This is a genomic window from Hydrogenophaga sp. OTU3427 (assembly GCF_038440225.1).
Taxonomy (GTDB): Bacteria; Pseudomonadota; Gammaproteobacteria; order Burkholderiales; family Burkholderiaceae_C; genus Hydrogenophaga.
This window is the reverse complement of sequence record NZ_JASATI010000010.1, coordinates 55742-74685: the sequence shown is the minus strand read 5'-3', so window position 1 is coordinate 74685 and position 18944 is coordinate 55742. Positions and strand designations below refer to the sequence as shown.

At 65.5% G+C, this 18944-nt stretch carries 14 protein-coding genes, 1 pseudogene and 1 riboswitch; of the genes and pseudogenes, 6 read left to right on the top strand and 9 right to left on the bottom strand.

The window, feature by feature from the left end:
- Positions 1-8: 8 nt before the first annotated feature.
- Entirely contained in the window at positions 9-1262 is a 1254-nt protein-coding gene (locus tag AAHB17_RS08450) for a patatin-like phospholipase family protein (RefSeq protein ID WP_342130099.1), read from the bottom strand.
- A gap of 110 nt (positions 1263-1372) precedes the next feature.
- Positions 1373-1981: a phasin family protein gene (locus tag AAHB17_RS08445; RefSeq protein WP_342130098.1), complete on the bottom strand. Its 609-nt coding sequence runs from the start codon at positions 1979-1981 to the stop codon at positions 1373-1375.
- A 203-nt stretch (positions 1982-2184) separates the two neighbouring features.
- Here AAHB17_RS08445 and AAHB17_RS08440 point away from each other — a divergent pair, with 203 nt between their 5' ends.
- Entirely contained in the window at positions 2185-4170 is a 1986-nt protein-coding gene (locus AAHB17_RS08440; RefSeq protein WP_342130097.1) for an SDR family oxidoreductase, read from the top strand.
- Positions 4171-4289: 119 nt separating this feature from the next.
- Here the strand turns inward: AAHB17_RS08440 and AAHB17_RS08435 are convergent, their stop codons facing one another.
- Positions 4290-5138, bottom strand: coding sequence for a MurR/RpiR family transcriptional regulator (locus AAHB17_RS08435; protein WP_342130096.1), 849 nt, complete (start codon positions 5136-5138; stop codon positions 4290-4292).
- Positions 5139-5199: 61 nt separating this feature from the next.
- Here AAHB17_RS08435 and tal point away from each other — a divergent pair, with 61 nt between their 5' ends.
- From tal to AAHB17_RS08420, 3 genes are all read left to right on the top strand, one after another.
- Positions 5200-6147, top strand: a complete 948-nt coding sequence (gene tal / locus AAHB17_RS08430) for a transaldolase (protein ID WP_342130095.1) — start codon at positions 5200-5202, stop codon at positions 6145-6147.
- A gap of 101 nt (positions 6148-6248) precedes the next feature.
- Positions 6249-7793 (top strand): methyl-accepting chemotaxis protein, encoded by a 1545-nt coding sequence (locus AAHB17_RS08425; RefSeq protein ID WP_342130094.1) that lies wholly within the window; start codon positions 6249-6251, stop codon positions 7791-7793.
- Between the two features lie 98 nt (positions 7794-7891).
- Positions 7892-8149, top strand: coding sequence for a hypothetical protein (locus AAHB17_RS08420; RefSeq protein WP_342130093.1), 258 nt, complete (start codon positions 7892-7894; stop codon positions 8147-8149).
- Positions 8150-8337: 188 nt separating this feature from the next.
- On the opposite strand, the gene groL is transcribed toward AAHB17_RS08420, so the two are convergent.
- A complete protein-coding gene (gene groL, locus AAHB17_RS08415; protein ID WP_342130092.1) occupies positions 8338-9987 on the bottom strand; it encodes a chaperonin GroEL in 1650 nt (549 codons plus the stop codon).
- Between the two features lie 41 nt (positions 9988-10028).
- Positions 10029-10319, bottom strand: coding sequence for a co-chaperone GroES (gene groES, locus AAHB17_RS08410; protein WP_342130091.1), 291 nt, complete (start codon positions 10317-10319; stop codon positions 10029-10031).
- A 396-nt stretch (positions 10320-10715) separates the two neighbouring features.
- On the opposite strand from groES, the gene AAHB17_RS08405 reads away from it, so the two are divergent.
- Both AAHB17_RS08405 and metH read left to right on the top strand, forming a co-directional pair.
- Positions 10716-11693 (top strand): porin, encoded by a 978-nt coding sequence (locus AAHB17_RS08405; protein ID WP_342130090.1) that lies wholly within the window; start codon positions 10716-10718, stop codon positions 11691-11693.
- A 132-nt stretch (positions 11694-11825) separates the two neighbouring features.
- Positions 11826-11909, top strand: a riboswitch (S-adenosyl-L-homocysteine riboswitch).
- 26 nt (positions 11910-11935) lie between these two features.
- Entirely contained in the window at positions 11936-14677 is a 2742-nt protein-coding gene (gene metH, locus AAHB17_RS08400; protein WP_342130089.1) for a methionine synthase, read from the top strand.
- Positions 14678-14803: 126 nt separating this feature from the next.
- On the opposite strand, the gene AAHB17_RS08395 is transcribed toward metH, so the two are convergent.
- The 4 genes and pseudogenes from AAHB17_RS08395 to AAHB17_RS08380 all read right to left on the bottom strand — a co-directional run bounded on the left by AAHB17_RS08395 (position 14804) and on the right by AAHB17_RS08380 (position 18641).
- The gene (locus tag AAHB17_RS08395; protein WP_342130088.1) at positions 14804-17311 is read right to left on the bottom strand and encodes a GspE/PulE family protein; all 2508 of its coding nucleotides are present in this window, start codon (positions 17309-17311) and stop codon (positions 14804-14806) included.
- 131 nt (positions 17312-17442) lie between these two features.
- A pseudogene (locus AAHB17_RS08390) lies at positions 17443-18033 on the bottom strand (ATP-binding protein); the annotation flags it as partial.
- A gap of 87 nt (positions 18034-18120) precedes the next feature.
- Entirely contained in the window at positions 18121-18417 is a 297-nt protein-coding gene (locus AAHB17_RS08385) for a hypothetical protein (protein WP_342130087.1), read from the bottom strand.
- Positions 18390-18641 carry a hypothetical protein gene (locus tag AAHB17_RS08380; RefSeq protein ID WP_342130086.1) on the bottom strand — a complete coding sequence of 84 codons (252 nt, stop codon included), beginning with the start codon at positions 18639-18641 and terminating at the stop codon, positions 18390-18392. Before AAHB17_RS08380 ends, AAHB17_RS08385 begins: the two co-directional genes overlap by 28 nt.
- Positions 18642-18944: the final 303 nt, after the last annotated feature.

Here is an 18944-nt window from a genome sequence, read left to right as displayed (position 1 = left end):
GGTGTGTGTCAGGCGCTGGCTTCGCGCTGGCGCAGGGTGTGTTGCAGTTCGTCCACCGTGTCCTGCAGGCGCGCGAGCGCCTGGCCCAGTCGCGTGTTCTGTTGCGCCGGGGCGATCAGGTGGCGCTGCGGGTCGTCCAGCACCTCGTCGCGCAGGCGTATGCCGTGGCGCGCCAGCGGCGCGCGCAGGCTGGCGCGGCGACGGCGCAGCAGTTGGCGGGTCTGCTGGTAGACGTGTTCGGCCATCTCGCGGCGCTGCCGGTAGCTGAAGGTGTTGGCGAAGAACAGCTCGGCGTCGTGCGGGTCGGGTTCGATCAGCAGGATGTCGGTGTCGGGGTACAGGCGTTCGTAGTGCTTGAAGCCCAGTTCCATGCGGGAGTGGATCAGCGAGCGGAAGGTCTGGCTCATCACCGCCGGCAACCCGCCCTCGATCAGCGAGGGAATGCGCGGGCTCAGCCGGCGCTGGGGCTTGGACGCGTCAAAGGGCACCAACGGGTTCAGGCAGATCAGCAGGTCCATGCCCTCGTCCAGCGCCACGGTGGCGTGCACGGTCTTCTTGAGGGCGCCGTCCACGTAGTGCTGACCATCGACCTCGACCGGCGGGAACAGGCCGGGCAAGGCCGCGCTGGCCTGCACCGCGCGCGAAATGGGCACGTGGTCCCAGCCCGGGCGGCCAAAGGGCGCAGCCTGGCCGCTGTTGAGGTGGGTGGCCACCAGCGTCAGGCGGGCGCGCAGCGCGCGGAAGTCGTTGCTGCGCCCGGGCTGCTCGAACAGGCGCTGCAACTGCAGGTGCACGGCCTCGTTGTCGATCAGTCCGGTGGGCAGGGCCGGCCCCAGGCGTTCGAGGGCCCGGCTCAGCGGCTGGCGCGCGGCCAGCACGTCCCACGCCGCGCCCGCCAGCAGCAGCGGCAGCGAGGCCGCCCGGCGTGCCCATTCGGCGTAGGCCGGGCGCATCAGGTCGGTCGGGTCGAAGGTCAGGCCGTCGTGGCCCTGGCCTTCGATGAAGGTGGCGCACAGCCCGTGGGGGGTGATGCCGTTGGCCAGCGCGGCCGCCACGAAGCCGCCGGCGGAGACACCGACGTAGTGGTCGAAGTGGTTGAAGTCCAGGCCTTCCAGAGCGTCGGCCAGCGCGCACAGGGCACCGATTTCGAAGGTGGCGCCCAGCGGCCCACCACCGGCCAGGGCCAGCGCCACCCGCGGTGCCTGGCGGGTGGACGGCTGAGTGGGGCGGCGCCGCGGTGCGGGCGTCTCGGGACGGCTCATGGGCACAAGTGTAGATCGGGGGATGTGGGCTTCTTGTTGCATTGCAGCAAGTGCCGTGGGCGCAAAAAAGGGGCGACATGCGCCCCTTCGTCAGCGGTCCGTCGGGTGCTTCACGCGTTGGTGTCGGCGGTGGGCGTGGCGGCCTTGCGCGCCGCTGCCTTCTTGGTCGGGGCCTTGGCGGCGGCCTTCTGTGCCGTCTTCGACGCGGGCTTGGCCGGCGTTTTCGCCGGCGCCTTCGCCGCCGCCTTGGGCGCTGCGGCCTTCTTGGCGGGGGCGGCGGCCTTGCCACCCTTGCCGCTGAGCTGCTGGACGTGGCGGTTGAGTTCCTCGATGCGGTCGATCAGCGCGTCGACGTCCTTGGCCGAGGGCACGCCCAGCTTGTTCAGGGCCTTGGCCACGCGTTCTTCAAAGATGTTTTCCAGCTTGTCCCACTGGCCGGCGGCCTTGGAGGAAATGCCGTTGGCCATGTCGGTCACGCGGCTGGTGGCCTCGTTGATGCGCTCCTCGGCCACCGACTGGGTCTTGCGCTGGATGCTCAGGCCTTCCTTGACCAGGGTGTCGAACACCTTGCCGCCTTCTTCCTGCGCTTTGGCGAAAGCGCCCAGGCCAGCCAGCCAGATCTGCTGGGCCGAGTCCTTGATGGCACCGGCCAGGGGGCCACGGGGGGTGTTGGTATCGGCTTTTTTCTGGGCGCTGATTTTTTGCAGTTTCTTGACCATGGTGAACTCCGGGTGGGTTGAGAGAGGGGGGCCGGCCACTGGCGCGGCACCCTGACCGCCGAACTGTACGAAGAGCGGTGGTGCTTGTGTAGGGGGTGGCGACTAAAACCGCTGGGGGCACGCCTCCAATCCTGGCCCGGGTTTTTGCTGAAGCGGCACAGGGGCGCGGGGCGGGACAATGCGCGCTTGTCTGGAGGAACCTCATGCATTATTTCGTCACCGGTGCCACCGGCTTCATTGGCAAGCGGCTGGTCAAGAAGCTGTTGGAACGCAAGGGCAGCACCGTATCCTTCCTGATTCGCCAGGAGAGCCTGGGCAAGGTGGCTGAGCTGCGCAGCCATTGGGGTGTGGGGGCCGCGCGCGCGGTGCCGGTGGTGGGCGACCTGACCGCCAAGAAGCTGGGCGTGTCGGCCGAAGACATCAAGAAGCTCAAGGGCCAGGTTGACCATTTCTTCCACCTGGCGGCGGTCTACGATCTGGGCGCCGACGAGGAAAGCCAGGTGGCGGTCAACGTCGAGGGGACGCGCCACACGGTGGAGCTGGCGAAGGCGATCGACGCAGGGCATTTCCACCACGTGTCGTCCATCGCGGCGGCGGGCCTGTACGAAGGCGTGTTCCGCGAGGACATGTTCGATGAGGCCGAGGGCCTGGACCACCCCTACTTCATGACCAAGCACGAGAGCGAAAAAATCGTGCGGCAGGAGTGCAAGCGGCCGTGGACGGTGTACCGCCCGGCCATGGTGGTGGGCGACAGCCAGACCGGCGAGATGGACAAGATCGACGGCCCCTACTATTTCTTCAAGCTGATCCAGCGCATGCGCCAGATCCTGCCGCCCTGGATGCCCAGCGTGGGCCTGGAGGGCGGGCGCATCAACATCGTGCCGGTCGATTTCGTGGTCGACGCGCTCGACCTCATCAGCCACCAGAAGGACGTGGCTGGACGTTGCTTTCACCTGGTGGACCCGGTGGGCTACCGCGTCGGCGACGTGCTGGACATCTTCAGCCGCGCCGCCCATGCGCCGCGCATGAACCTGTTCGTCAATGCAGCGCTGCTGGGCTTCATCCCCAAGAGCGTGAAAAAGGGGCTGATGGCGCTGGCGCCGGTGCGCCGCATCCGCAACGCCATCATGTCCGACCTCGGCCTGCCCGAGGACATGCTGACCTTCGTCAACTATCCCACGCGCTTCGACTGCCGCGACACCACGGCCGCGCTCAAGGGCAGTGGCGTGACCTGCCCCAACCTCAAGGACTACGCCTGGCGGTTGTGGGATTACTGGGAGCGCCACCTGGACCCCGACCTGATGATCGACCACAGCCTCAAGGGCACGGTGGGCGGCAAGGTGGTGTTGATCACGGGCGGCAGCTCGGGCATCGGCCTGGCGGCGGCGCACAAGTTTGCCGAGGCCGGTGCCACCACCATCATCTGCGGCCGCGACCAGGACAAGCTGGACGAGGCCTGCGCCGAAGCGCGCGACAAGGGCTACCAGTTCGTGGCCTACGCGGCCGACATCGCCGACATGGCCGACTGCGACCGTTTCGTGCAGTTGCTGCTGGAAAAACACGGTGGCGTGGACTTCCTGATCAACAACGCCGGGCGCTCCATTCGCCGCGCCATCGAGAGCAGCTACGACCGCTTCCACGATTTCGAGCGCACCATGCAGCTCAACTACTTCGGCTGCCTGCGCGTGACCATGGGCCTGCTGCCGGCCATGGTGGCCAAGCGCAAGGGCCATGTGGTCAACATCAGCTCCATCGGCGTGCTGACCAACGCGCCGCGCTTCAGCGCCTACGTGGCCAGCAAGGCCGCGCTCGACGCCTGGACGCGCTGCGCCTCCAGCGAGTTCGCCGACCAGGGCATCTCCTTCACCACCATCAACATGCCGCTGGTGCGCACGCCCATGATCGCGCCGACCCAGATCTACAAGAACGTGCCCACGCTGGCGCCTGAAGAGGCGGCCGACCTGATCGCCCAGGCCTGCATCTTCAAGCCCGTGCGGGTGGCCACGCGCATGGGCATCACCGGCCAGCTCATGCACGCCCTGGTGCCGCGCGTGGCACAGATCGTGATGAACACCAGCTTCCGCATGTTCCCCGACTCCAGCGCGGCCAAGGGCGACAAGAGCGGCAAACCGCAGCTTTCACCCGAGGCGGCCGCGCTGCAGCAGATGATGCAGGGTATTCATTTCTGAACGAGGCCCCAGGCGCGGTGGCGGAGCGCGACAGCGATTCGCCGCCGGGCCGCCCCAAGGCGAATCAGCCCCCATGGGGGGGCAGCGACCCGCGCAGCGGTGGAGCGTGGGGGTTTCCGTCAGGTATAGCGTTTGCTGCGCAGGTTGTTTTTCATCTCGCTGAGCAGCGGGTGCAGCTTGGCGCCGCCGATGCGCAGCGCCAGGCAGGTGGCCAGCACGTCGATGATCAGCAGGTGCATCAGGCGCGACACCATGGGGCTGTAGCGGTCGTAGCCCTCGGGGTGGTCGGCCGCCAGGTGGATGTGGCCGGCCGACGCCAGGGGTGAGCCGCTGGCGGTGATGACGATGGTGGTGGCGCCGTGTTTGCGGGCGATGTCGGTGGCATCCATCAGGTCGCGCGTGCGTCCCGAGTTGGAGATCACCACCACACAGTCGCCCGGGCCCAGCAGCGAGGCGCTCATGACCTGCATGTGGCCGTCGCTGTGCGCCACGGTGTGCACGCCCAGGCGAAAGAACTTGTGCTGTGCGTCCTGCGCCACCACGCCTGAGTTGCCAACGCCGAAGAACTCGATGCGCCGGCCCTTGCGGTAGGCCGCGAGCAGCGCATCGGCCGCTTTTTCGATGGAATGTGTCGATGCGTCGTTGCGGTATTTCAGGAAGGCCGCCACGGTGTTGTCGATCACCTTGACCAGCACGTCGCCGGTCTTGTCGTCGGCGTCCACGCTGCGGTGGATGAAGGGTACGCCCTCGCTGACGGTGCCCACCAGTTTGAGCTTGAAATCGCTCAGACCGTCGTAGCCCATGCTGCGGCAGAAGCGGATCACGGTCGGTTTGCTGACCTCGGCGCGGGCGGCCAGTTCGGACACTGGCAATTGCGCAAAACGCCGTGGGTCGGACAGCACCAGGTGCGCCACGCGTTGTTCGGCGGGCGCCAGGGAGGGCAGGGAGGCCTTGATGCGGTCGAGCATGGGGTTTTCGAGTGTGATAATACGGAGGCGGTAACTTTATTTCATTCGATCAGTCCAGTCCATGAACCAGCTCGACGCACTCAAGCAGCACACCACCGTGGTGGCCGACACCGGCGATTTCAAGCAGATGGGTGCCTTCCGGCCGCAGGACGCGACCACCAACCCGTCGCTGATCCTGAAGGCGGTGCAAAAGGCCGACTACGCCCCGCTGCTGACGCAGACGGTGGCCCGCTTCCGGGGCGCCCCGCTCGACGAGGTGGTCGATCGCCTGCTGGTGCGTTTTGGCTGCGAAATCCTGTCCTTGGTGCCGGGCCGCGTTTCCACCGAAGTGGACGCGCGCTTGAGCTTCGACACCAATGCCACCATCACCCGCGCGCAGCGGCTGATCGAGCTGTACCAGGCCGAAGGCGTGCCGGTGGACCGGGTGTTGATCAAGATGGCCTCCACGTGGGAGGGCATACAGGCGGCCGAGGTGCTGGAGCGCCAGGGCATACGCACCAACCTCACGCTGCTCTTTTCCTACGCGCAGGCGGTGGCCTGCGGCCAGGCCAAGGTGCAGCTGATCTCGCCTTTTGTGGGACGCATCTACGACTGGTACAAAAAGTCCGCCGGCGCGGGCTGGGACGAGTCCGCGAATGCGGGCGCCAACGACCCCGGCGTGCGTTCGGTGCGACGCATCTACGAGTACTACAAGCACTTCGGCATCGCCACCGAGGTGATGGGCGCGAGCTTCCGCAACATCGGCCAGATCCAGGCCCTGGCCGGCTGCGACCTGCTGACCATCAGCCCGGAGCTGCTGGCCGAACTGGCCGCCAATGAAGCGCCTTTGCCGCGGTCGCTCGACGCCGCCGCGGCGCGCCAGCTGTCGCTGGAGCCGGTGCGGTACGACGAAGCCGGTTTCCGCTTTGCGCTCAACGAAGACGCGATGGCCACCGAGAAGCTGGCCGAAGGCATCCGGGCCTTCTGCGCCGACGGACGGCGGTTGGATGCCTTGATTCAAAGCGCTTGAGGCCATTCGGCCCTTTAAGCGTCAAACTGCTTTACGTTTTCCGGGCCTTGCGGTAGTTTTCGAGTCGCGGCCTCTGCCGTGGTTCTGGGAGGACTGCTGCGATGAAACTCAAGCTCAAACTGCCCCTGGCCTTTGGCGCCATCCTGCTGCTGATGCTGCTGGCGGGGCTGGGCGGGATTTATGCCCTGAACGGCGCCTTGCACCGCTTCAACACCGAGGTCAGCCAGGCGCTGGAGCGCGAGCGCACCGCGCGCGAGATCGACAGCCAGTTCAAGACCCAGGTGCAAGAGTGGAAAAACACCCTGCTCCGCGGGAGCGATGCCAAGCAGCGCGAGCGCTACTGGACGGCGTTTGGCAAGAACGAAGCCGAGGTGGCGGCGCGCACCGGTGAACTGGTGCGCGCGCTGCCCGACGGCAAGGCGCGCGAACTGGCGCGGCAGTTCCTGGCGGCGCACCAGAAGATGGCCCAGAGCTACGTGGCGGGTTTCAAAGCCTTTGAGGCGGCCCAGTTCGATCCGGCGGTGGGCGACAAGGCGGTGCAAGGCGTGGACCGGGATCCGTCGCGGCTGGTGCGCGAGTTGGCCGACCAGATTTCCGACGATGCCCATGCCATGGAGTCCGAGGCCACCCGGCAAGGCGAGCGGGCCACCTGGATCAGCCTGGTGCTGATGGGCGGACTCGCGGCCATGGGCATGGGCCTGGCCGTGCTCATCAGCCGCGCCGTGGTGCGTCCCATCACCGAGGCCGTCTCGGTGGCCAACCGGGTGGCTTCGGGGGACTTGAGTGTCCCCGTGCATGCCCAGGGCAGCGACGAGGTGGCCGAGATGATGCGTGCGCTTTCGACCATGAGTGTGTCTCTGGTGCGGGTGATCGGCCATGTGCGCTCGTCCATCGAGAGCATCGGCACGGCCAGCGCGCAGATCGCCAGCGGCAACCAGGACTTGAGCCAGCGCACCGAACAAGCCGCCAGCAACTTGGAAGAAACGGCGGCCAGCATGGAGGAAATCACCAGCACCGTGCGTCAGTCCGCGGATGCCGCCACCCAGGCGCAATCGGTGGTCGTCTCGGCATCCGGATCGGCGCAGCAGGGTGGGGAGGTCATGTCGCGCATGGTGCACACCATGGGCGAGATCAACGAAGCCTCTCGCCGCATTGCGGACATCATCGGTGTCATCGACAGCATTGCCTTCCAGACCAACATCCTGGCACTGAACGCGGCCGTGGAAGCGGCCCGCGCGGGTGAACAAGGCCGGGGTTTTGCGGTGGTGGCGTCAGAAGTGCGGTCGCTGGCTGGGCGCTCGGCCGAGGCGGCCAAGGAAATCAAGCGGCTGATCGGCGACAGCGTGGGCAAGGTGGACGATGGTGGCCGCCTTGTGCAGGATGCAGGCGTGGCCATGGACAACATCGTGCGCAATGTGGCCAGCGTGCAGACCATCATTGGAGAAATCACCAACGCGGCGCGCGACCAGGCCGATGGCATCGATCAGGTGAACGTCGCGGTCAGCCAGCTCGATCAGATGACCCAGCAGAACGCAGCGCTGGTCGAGGAAAGTGCCGCCGCCGCCGAAAGCCTCAAGCACCAGGCCGCCAGCTTGGCCCAGGCCATCAGTGTTTTCAAGCTGGCGCCGCACGCGGGTGCTGCTTGACGCCGTGTGCAATCGTTGACATTTCCCGAGTCCAGCCGACGCTATAGTGCCGTCAACCCTGGCAGGCAGGGTCGATGTGATTCAGGGAGAGATATTCAATGGAATTGTTGGTGCAACTGCTTTTGGGGGCCATCGGCGGGAACGTCGGCGGCGCTTTGTTCAAGAACCTTTCGCTGGGCATGCTGGGCAATTCGCTGGCCGGCATCCTGGGAGGGGGCATTGGCGGTCATTTGCTCGGCGCCCTGCTGGGTGCGGCGGCACCGGCAGGCATGGCCGGCACGGCCGCCGGCGGTGGCGTGGGGGGCCTGGTGCTGATGTTGGTGGTCGCGCTGATCAGGAAGGCCCTAGCCAAATAAGATCGGGTCCGACGCCAACAAAAAACCCCGCGAGTCGCCTCGCGGGGTTTTTTGTTGGGGCTGGGAGCACACCCAAGGTGTACCCCGACGCAGCATGAGGGTGCAGGGCAAGGCGCAGCCGCGCAGTCAGTGGCAATCGCCACGGCCAGCGGCTGCAACGCCGCCATGCGCCCTCAGGCAAGGCGCAATTACATGCCCATGCCGCCCATGCCGCCCATATCACCCATGCCGCCACCCATGCCGCCGGCCGGTGCGTCGTCCTTGGGGGACTCGGCGACCATGCACTCGGTGGTCAGCATCAGGCTGGAGACCGAAGCGGCGTTCTGCAGCGCGGTGCGGGTCACCTTGGTCGGGTCCAGGATGCCCATTTCGATCATGTCGCCGTAGGTGTCGTTGGCGGCGTTGAAGCCGTAGTTGCCCTTGCCGGCCAGGATGGCGTTGACCACCACCGACGGTTCGCCACCAGCATTGGCCACGATTTCGCGCAGGGGGGCTTCGATGGCCTTCAGGACCAGCTTGATGCCGGCGTCCTGGTCGGCGTTGTCACCCTTGATGGTGCCAGCGGCCTGACGGGCGCGCAGCAGGGCCACGCCACCACCGGCGACGATGCCTTCTTCCACCGCAGCGCGGGTGGCGTGCAGGGCGTCTTCCACGCGGGCCTTCTTTTCCTTCATCTCGACTTCGGTGGCGGCACCGACCTTGATGACGGCCACACCGCCGGCCAGCTTGGCCACGCGCTCTTGCAGCTTCTCGCGGTCGTAGTCGCTGGTGGCTTCCTCGATCTGGATGCGCACTTGCTTGACGCGGGCTTCGATGTCAGCGGCAGCGCCGGCGCCGTCGATGATGGTGGTGTTTTCCTTGCCCACTTCGATGCGCTTGGCCTGGCCCAGGTCGGCCAGGGTGACCTTTTCCAGGGTCAGGCCCACTTCTTCAGCGATGACCTTGCCACCGGTGAGGATGGCGATGTCTTCCAGCATGGCCTTGCGGCGGTCGCCGAAGCCGGGGGCCTTGACAGCCACGACCTTCAGGATGCCACGGATGGTGTTGACCACCAGGGTGGCCAGGGCTTCGCCTTCGACGTCTTCGGCGATGATCAGCAGCGGACGACCGGCCTTGGCAACTTGCTCCAGCGTGGGCAGCAGGTCACGGATGTTGCTGATCTTCTTGTCGAACAGCAGGACAAACGGGTTGTCCAGCAGGGCGGCCTGCTTCTCGGGGTTGTTGATGAAGTAGGGCGACAGGTAGCCGCGGTCGAACTGCATGCCTTCAACGACATCCAGCTCGTTCTGCAGCGATTTGCCGTCTTCCACGGTGATCACGCCTTCCTTGCCGACCTTGTCCATCGCGTTGGCGATGATTTCGCCAATGGAGGTGTCGCTGTTGGCCGAGATGGAGCCAACCTGGGCGATTTCCTTGCTGGTGGTGGTGGGCTTGGAAGCCTTCTTCAGCTCGGCGATCAGGGCTTCCACGGCCTTGTCGATGCCGCGCTTGAGGTCCATCGGGTTCATGCCGGCGGCCACGTACTTCATGCCTTCGCGCACGATGGCCTGGGCCAGCACGGTGGCGGTGGTGGTGCCGTCACCGGCGTTGTCCGAGGTCTTGGAAGCAACTTCCTTGACCATCTGGGCGCCCATGTTCTGCAGCTTGTCCTTCAGTTCGATTTCCTTGGCCACGGACACGCCGTCCTTGGTCACGGTGGGGGCGCCGAAAGAGCGCTCCAGAACCACATTGCGGCCCTTGGGGCCCAGGGTCACTTTCACGGCGTTGGCCAGGATGTTCACACCCTCGACCATGCGGGCGCGGGCTTCGCCGCCGAAAATCACGTCTTTTGCTGCCATTTGTCAGACTCCTAGATATACAGAGATGGGTGAGGGCGGGATTACTTCTCGACGACTGCGAACAGGTCGTCTTCCTTCATCACCAGCAGTTCGTCGCCGTCGACCTTGACGGTCTGGCCGCTGTACTTGCCGAACAGCACGCGATCGCCCACTTTCACGGACAGGGCCTTGGTTTCGCCCTTGTCGTTGGTCTTGCCCGGGCCGACGGCCAGCACTTCGCCCTGGTCAGGCTTCTCGGCGGCGTTGTCGGGGATCACGATGCCCGAAGCGGTCTTGGTTTCTTGTTCGAGGCGCTTGACGATCACGCGATCGGCGAGGGGACGCAGTTTCATGAAATCTCCTGAATGAATAACAAGGGAAGCTGGAATCCACCTTCACGGCCTGGCCGTTGGCACAGGGCGGAAGCCGGACGGGCCGGTGTGGATGAGTTGATGTTAGCACTCAAGTCCAACGAGTGCTGATTTTAGGGCGCCGCCGGATTTTTTCAAGCCCACCCACGCCGTTCTTCGCTGCGGACAGTCAAGATGATGAAATCGATGGATCGATCCGAGGGCCCTTTGCCTGGCACCTTGGTCTCGTTGCACTCAAACAACAGCACGGTGTCAAAAAGCAGGGAAAGTTTTGCGTCCCCGCGCGGCTTCTGGTGCAATAAGGTCAACTTCCAAAAACGGAGGTTGGCTTGGGGCTGATGCCCACGGCCTCTTTTTTCAACCTTGGAGAATCTCTCAATGAAAAAGACTCTGATTGCTCTGGCTGCCGTGGCTGCCACCGGCGCCGCTTTCGCCCAGTCGACCGTGACCCTGTCCGGTTCGGTGGACATCGGCATCGTTCGCAACGGTGCTGCTGGCACCACCGTGCTGAACGCCGCCGGCAACGGTCTGAACCAGCTGGTGTTCAGCGGTTCCGAAGATCTGGGTGGCGGTCTGAAGGCCAACTTCATGCTGGCTCAGCGCTTCAACCCCGCTAACGGCAACAACGACGGCACCAACGCTGGCCGCCGCACCTTCCAAGGCGCTTCGACCGTGGGTCTGAGCGGTGGTTTCGGTAACGTCCGTTTCGGCCGTGAAATCGAAGCCTTCAACGACGTGAACAACTGGGCCGATCCGTGGGGCACCGTGCGCGCTGCTTCCATCGCTTTCGCCAACGGCAACGCTTCGCGTGGTCCGGACGCTGCTGACCTGGGTCGCACCGAAGGCATCCATTACAACAACAACTTTGGCCCTCTGGCCATCGGCCTGACCGTGGGTCTGAAGGACCAGACCGCTCCCGCACTGGGCGGCGCACCTGTCGGCACCAAGACCTTCCTGAGCGCCAACGCTGTCTACGCTGCTGGTCCTCTGACCGTGATGGGTGGCGTTCTGCGCAACCGCATCAACGACGACGGCTACGTTCTGGGCGTCGGCTACAACCTGGGTGTGGCCAACCTGAAGGCTGCTTACACCAACGTCGACGGCGACGTCGCCAACGGTGGCTACGCCAACGCTGACAAGTACAAGGGTTACCAACTGAGCGCTGACATCCCCCTGGGTGCCACCACCGTCAGCCTGGGCTACCTGAACGACAAGACCAACGGCGGCGCCAGCTCCTACAAGGTCGGTCTGGGTGCTTCCTACGCTCTGAGCAAGCGCACCTCCCTGATCGCTACCCTGGGCAAGCGCAAGGCCACCAGCGCCAACTACGACTTCTCGATCCGTCACACCTTCTGATCGGCTGCTGGCGTGAGCCAGCAACCTTTCAATGGTTGAAAAACCCCGCCGTCATTGGCGGGGTTTTTTTTCGCCCGTTTCTGCTCGACCGCGTGGCTGAGGGGTGCCCGTGGCGCAGAGTAAAATGGCGCCCGGATCAAGGAGCGCTGCAGCAGCCGACGGCCCCGTCGATGTCAGGCTTGGTCCCCTTCACTGTGACAACGGCGCTCGATTTCACGCCCCTTGCTGGCGTTGATGCCCCGATGTCCAACTTCTCTGCAGATGCCTTTCCCGCCACCGTGCCGCCCATGCTGTTGTCCGGCCTGGAGCCGCTCAGCGTGGACCGTGGAACCCTGTTCGTCAACATCGGTGAACGCACCAACGTCACCGGCTCCAAGGCCTTTGCACGCCTGATTCTCAATGGCGAGTACGAGCAGGCCCTGGCCGTGGCCCGCCAACAGGTCGAGAACGGGGCCCAGGTCATCGACGTCAACATGGACGAAGCCATGCTGGACAGCGAAGCGGCCATGGTGCGCTTCCTGAACCTGATGGCGACCGAGCCCGACATCGCCCGCGTGCCGGTCATGATCGACAGCTCCAAGTGGAGCGTGATCGAGGCCGGCTTGCGCTGCATCCAGGGCAAGGGCATCGTCAACTCCATCAGCATGAAGGAGGGCGTGGACGAGTTCAAGCGCCAGGCCACGCTGGTGCGGCGCTACGGCGCGGCGGCGGTGGTGATGGCCTTCGACGAAACCGGCCAGGCCGACACCTTTGCCCGCAAGATCGAGATCTGCGAGCGCGCCTACCGCATCCTGGTGGACGAGGTGGGGTTCCCGCCCGAGGACATCATTTTCGACCCCAACATCTTCGCCATCGCCACGGGCATCGAAGAGCACAACAACTACGCGGTGGACTTCATCAACGCCACCCGCTGGATCAAGCAGAACCTGCCGGGCGCCAAGGTCTCGGGCGGGGTGTCCAACGTGTCCTTCAGCTTCCGCGGCAACGACCCGGTGCGCGAAGCCATCCACACGGTTTTCCTGTACCACGCCATCCAGGCCGGCATGGACATGGGCATCGTCAACGCGGGCATGGTGGGCGTCTACGACGAACTGGATCCCACGCTGCGCGAGCGGGTGGAAGATGTGGTGCTCAACCGGCGGCCCGACGCCGGCGAGCGCTTGGTGGAGATTGCCGAGAGCGCCAAGGGCGCCGCCCGAGACGACAGCGCCCGCAACGCCTGGCGGACCTTGCCGGTGCGCGAGCGCCTGAGCCACGCCTTGGTGCATGGCCAGAACGAATTCATCACCGAAGACACCGAGGAGATGTGGCAGCTGATCCTGGCCGATGGCGGGCGCCCGCTGCACGTGATCGAAGGCCCGCTGATGGACGGCATGAACATCGTCGGCGACCTGTTTGGCCAGGGCAAGATGTTCCTGCCCCAGGTGGTCAAGAGCGCGCGCGTGATGAAACAGGCCGTGGCCCACCTGCTGCCCTACATCGAGGAAGAAAAGCGTCTGCTGGTCGAGGCCGGCGGCGACGCCAAGCCCAAGGGCAAGATCGTGATCGCCACCGTCAAGGGCGACGTGCACGACATCGGCAAGAACATCGTGACCGTGGTTCTCCAGTGCAACAACTTCGAGGTCGTGAACATGGGTGTCATGGTGCCCTGCCACGAGATACTGGCGCGCGCCAAGGTCGAGGGGGCGGACATCGTGGGCCTGTCCGGCCTCATCACCCCCAGCCTGGAGGAGATGCAGGTGGTGGCGGCCGAAATGCAGAAGGACGAGCATTTCCGTCTGCGCAAGATCCCACTGCTGATCGGCGGCGCCACCACCAGCCGGGTGCACACGGCGGTAAAGATCGCGCCCCACTACGAAGGCCCGGTGGTCTATGTGCCCGACGCCTCGCGCAGCGTGGGCGTGGCCCAGGGCCTGCTCAGCGAACAGGCCAGCCAGTTCATCGCCGACCTCAACGCCGACTACGACAAGGTGCGCCAGCAGCACGCCAACAAGAAGCAGGTGCCGCTGTGGCCCTTGTCCCAGGCTCGGGCCAACAAGACGCCCATCGACTGGTCCGCCCACCGGCCGGTCGCGCCCAAGTTCATCGGCCGCCGTGTCTTCAAGAACTTCGATCTCACCGAACTGGCCCGCTTCATCGACTGGGGGCCGTTCTTCCAGACCTGGGACCTGGCCGGACCTTTCCCGGCCATCCTGAAGGACGAGATCGTGGGCGCCGAGGCGCAGCGCGTGTTCAGCGACGGCAAGCGCATGTTGCAGCGCCTGATCGAGGGTCGCTGGCTGACCGCCAACGCGGTGGTGGGCCTCTACCCGGCCAACAGCGTGCACGACGATGACATCGAGCTCTACACCGACGAGAGCCGCAGCCAGGTGGCGTTGACCTGGCACGGCCTGCGCCAGCAGACCGAAAAGCAGGTGATCGACGGCGTGATGCGGCCCAGCCGCTGCCTGGCCGACTTCGTCGCCCCCAAGGGGGTGGCCCAGGACTACGTGGGCGTGTTCGCCGTGACGGCGGGCATCGGCAGCGAGAAGAAGGAGAAGTACTTCCTCGATGACCACGACGACTACTCGGCCATCATGTTCAAGGCCTTGGCCGACCGCCTGGCCGAAGCTTTCGCCGAATGCCTGCACCAGCGTGTGCGCACCGATCTGTGGGGCTACGCGGCCAACGAGGGCTTGAGCAACGACGAGCTGATCGCTGAAAAATACCGGGGCATCCGGCCGGCCCCCGGTTACCCGGCCTGCCCGGGGCACAGCGTCAAGCGCGACATGTTCGCGCTGCTGCAGTGCGAGGAGATCGGCATGGGTCTGACCGACAGCATGGCCATGACACCGGCGGCCAGCGTGAGCGGCTTCTACCTCGGCCACCCCGAGAGCACCTACTTCAACGTCGGCAAGATCGGCGAAGACCAGCTGCGCGACCTGGCGCGCCGCCAGAACACCGACGAGCGCGAGCTGCAGCGACTCCTCGCGCCGAACCTCTGAGCTGACCGAGCCATCGCGTTGGATGGAGGGTTTCAACCCAGTGACACCGCCGGGCCGGCTCCGCCGGACGGCTGGTGTCGCCCCCTTGAGGGGGTGACGCGCCCCTAGGCGCGGCGCGGGGGTGGGCTAATTGCAGTTTGCCCGCACTTCGTCGATGCTGGTCAGGCCGGCCAGCACCTTCTGAATGCCGTCCTGGCGCAGCGTGCGGAAATGGCTGTGGCGCATGGCCTCGTGCTGCAGTTCCTCGGGTCGGCTGTGGGTGTGTGTCTGGATCAGGCGGCGCAGTTCCGGGCCATTGACCATCAGTTCGTGCAGGCCCATGCGGCCCTTGAAGCCGGTGTTGTCGCAACGGCTACAGCCCGGTGCATGGCAGCGCAGCAAATTGCCGTTGCGGCCATAGGTCTGGGTCCAGTCCGCCTTCACGGCCTCGGCCTCGGGCCGCAGGTCCGCGGGGAAGGCGCGCAGGTAGTCCCGAACCAGTTCATCCACGTGCTCGTCGCTGGCGACCTCGGTCTTCTTGCATTCGTTGCAGAACTGGCGCACCAGGCGCTGCGCCACCACGGCCAGCAGCGAATCGGAGAAATTGAACGGGTCCATGCCCATGTCGAGCAGGCGCAGGACGGTTTCGGGCGCGCTGTTGGTGTGCAGGGTGCTCAGCACCAGGTGGCCGGTGAGCGAGGCTTCGATGGCCACCTGGGCGGTTTCCTGGTCGCGGATTTCGCCCACCATGATGATGTCCGGATCGGCGCGAAGGAAGGAACGCAGGGCCTTGGCGAACGTCCAGTCGATCTTGGCGTTGACCTGCACTTGGCGCAGGTCGGGGTTGGTGATTTCGATCGGATCCTCGGCGGTCCAGATCTTGCGCTGGGGCGTGTTCAGGTGCTGCAGGATGGCGTGCAGCGTCGTTGTCTTGCCCGAACCGGTGGGGCCGACACACAGGACCATGCCGTAGGGCCGTTCGACCGCGTCCTTGAGCTGGGCGAGGTTGGGGGCCGTCAGGCCCAACTCGGGCATGGGCAGCGGCTTGGCCGAGGTCAACAGGCGCATCACCACGTCCTCGGCACCGCCCTGCGTCGGCACGGTGGCCACGCGCAGCTCGACCGGGTACTGGCTGGAGAACTTGGCGAACTCGATCTTGCCGTCCTGCGGCTTGCGGCGCTCGGAGATGTCGAGGTCGCACATGATCTTGATGCGTGCCACCAACGCCGCGCGGTAGGTGTGTGGCAGCTCCATGTAGGGCGCCAGGTGGCCGTCTCTGCGGAAGCGGATGCGCACCTTGCGCCGCGTGGGGTAGGTCTCGATGTGGATGTCCGACGCCCCCTGGTTGCAGGCATCGACGATCATGGTGTTGATCAGCCGCACCAGCGAGTTGTCGGACTGCTCGATCAGGGGCTCGCTGTCCGCCAACTCATTGAAGCTGGATTGCTGCTCCAGCGACTCCAGCAGCTTGTCGGCGCTGGCCGGTTCCTGTTCGGTGTCGTTGCGCCCGGGCATGCCCAGGACCTTGGACGCGTCCAGGCCAAACTTGCCGTAGGCCATGGGCAGGGCCTGCGTAAGCTGCGAAACGCCGGCCAGCGCCGCCACCACCTTGTTCTGCGTGGTGAATTCGATTTCTTCGATGGTGGTGCGTTTGGAGGGGTCCTCGGCGGCCACGATCAGCACGCCGTCGCGGCACAGCAGGGGCAGCACCTTGAGCCGCTTGGCCATGGCGAACGGGACCTTGCGCAGCGCATCGGCCTCGATGGGGAAACTCGCCACGTCCACCACCGGAAAGCCCATCTTGCGGGCCAGCGCCGTCTGCAGGTCCTGGCGCGACAACTGGCCACTCTTGACCAGCAGCTCGCCCAGCGGCACGGTGCGTTCGGTCTTCTGTTTGTCCAGCGCGTCCTTGAGCTGCCCGTCGGAGATCAGGCCCAGCGCGGTCAGCGCCTCGCCGATGCGCACCATGGGCATCTTGGACTGTTGCTCCAGGGCTTGCAGCAGCTGTTCGGGCGAGACGATTTCCTTGATCACCAGGTAGTCGCCGAGCTTGCGGCTGCGCAGGTTTTCCTGCTCGGCCGCGGCGCGCTCCACCTGTTCCTCGGTCACCACGTGCTGCTCCACCAGCACCCGGCCGATGCTCTCGCCCAGTTGCACCTGCTGGTAGGCTTCCTTGGGGTAGAAAACCCGCTCGACGGTGTCGAAGTCGTCCAGCGGGTGGAACAGGAACAGGCCGGCGCTGGTTTCCACATGCCCGATCGTGTCGCCGTCCACCGTGCTGCCATCCGACAGCTGCAGGCGGTATTGCACACGTTGCCGGTAGTCCAGCAGCTCGCTCAGGGCAAAGCCATCCTCGTCCACCGCCTGTGTGACCGGCTTGAGCGGCATCTTCAGGCTGATGCGCCGGAACATCGAGAAGCGCAGCGGCATGTTGACGTTGGCCGGCGGCACCTGGATCAGGGCCACGCGGTTGGCCGGCGTCATGGACATCAGCAGGCATTGCCGGGTCTGACCGTTGCTGCCCTCCACCTCGCAGGGCCACGCCTGCACACCGCCGGAATCGTCACGGTAGCTCGCGTAAGGGGGGGTGGGCCAGGGAAAGAGGGCTTGCTGTGCTGCGGTGCGAGGGACTTCTTGCGCGGCGGAAGGGCTCATGGGCATGGCGGGCGGTGGAGTATGGCCGCCGACCCCGATGACTGAACGGCCCTGCGGGCTGGCGAGTGGCGCTTATGGTAAGCGCGAAAAAGCCGGTCCGTTGCTCGGGATGTCACCAACTGAAACAAATATCAGGACGCCCGCAGCACCCGCCGGTATTGGGCCGCCTCGGCGACGTGGGCGCTGGTGATCTGCGGCGAGGCCGCCAGGTCGGCGATGGTGCGTGCCACGCGCAGCGCGCGGTGGGTGCTGCGCCCTGACCAGCCCAGGCGCGCGGCCACCTGCTGCAGCAGGCTTGCGGCGCTGTCCGACAGCGCGACGTGCTGGTCCAGCGCCTTGCCCTGCAGCCCGCGGTTGGGGTGCCCCTGCCGGGTGATGGCGCGGGCATGGGCTTCGCACACCCGTTCCCGTATCGCCGCGCTGGACTCGCCCGCGTGGGCCGCCAGCAGCTCGTCGGGCGGCAGGGCCGGCACTTCGATGTGCAGGTCGATGCGGTCCAGCAGCGGGCCACTGAGGCGGCCCTGGTAGCGCGCCACCTGGTCTGGCGAACAGCGGCACGCCAGGCGCGGGTGCCCCAGCTGGCCGCAGGGACAGGGGTTCATGGCGGCGACCAAGGTGAAACGTGCGGGGAATTCGGTCTGGTGGGCTGCCCGCGAGATGCGCACCCGCCCGGTTTCCAGCGGCTCGCGCAAGGCCTCCAGGGCGGCGCGTGGAAACTCGGGCATTTAGCTTTCTTGACTGTCTTTGTGGGAATATTGTCAATGAGTCCCCCGAGAGAAGTAGCTCTGCTTTCATGAACAGCTTTACCCCTAGTGATACAGAGACTGCGGGCGGGTTGAAGCGGTGCAGAGTTGTCCACGGCGGCGGTCGGCGCTTGCGACGAACCGGCCGACGCTGTGGGCAACTCGGGGCGCACCAGGGATTTTCATGGGTGAAGTCTTCGACTGTGAACTGGCTGCCCTGATTGTGTTGACGATCTCGTGCACCCCGAAGCGGGCAAATGCCTGCTCGATGAATTCGCAAGCGTGGCAGGCTTTCAGCGTGATGGCCACCTTTTGGGCCAGCACCCGGCGGTTGGCTACATCGATGACGGCGGTGAGGTACACGAACCCCTGGCCATGCAGATGTAGGTTGTATCCAGCGCCCAGACCTGGTTGGCGCGACAGAAGTCCACCTTGCGCAGCAGGTAGGGGTAGACCTTATGCTGGGGGTTGCGTACGCTGGTACCCGACTGTGGACATAGGGGTTCGATGCCCATGCGTTGCATGAGCGTGCCTCGCTGGCGCCGACCGACCCGCACGCCCTCTCGCAGCAACATGCGACGCAGCATGCGAGCACCCATGAGGGGCGGCAGCTGCGGGCCGCGAAGCCGGACGACCGCAGAACCCCTCGACACCGGTCTTCGAAGCCGTCATCCGGCGACTCGTTTCGTGAAGTCGGTTGTAAATCGTCGATGGCTGTAGTCGCTGCACGGCGGCCCCTCGGGCCACGAAGTCCGTTCTAGGCTGAAAGGAGACTATGTCGTCAGCTCAGGAACCGGCTGCTTGCGACTCTGTTGCGAACATCCGATTGAGTGAGAAGACCAGCGTCAAACAACGCTGAGCGAGGCTTTAGAGCCGCTCAAACGACTGAT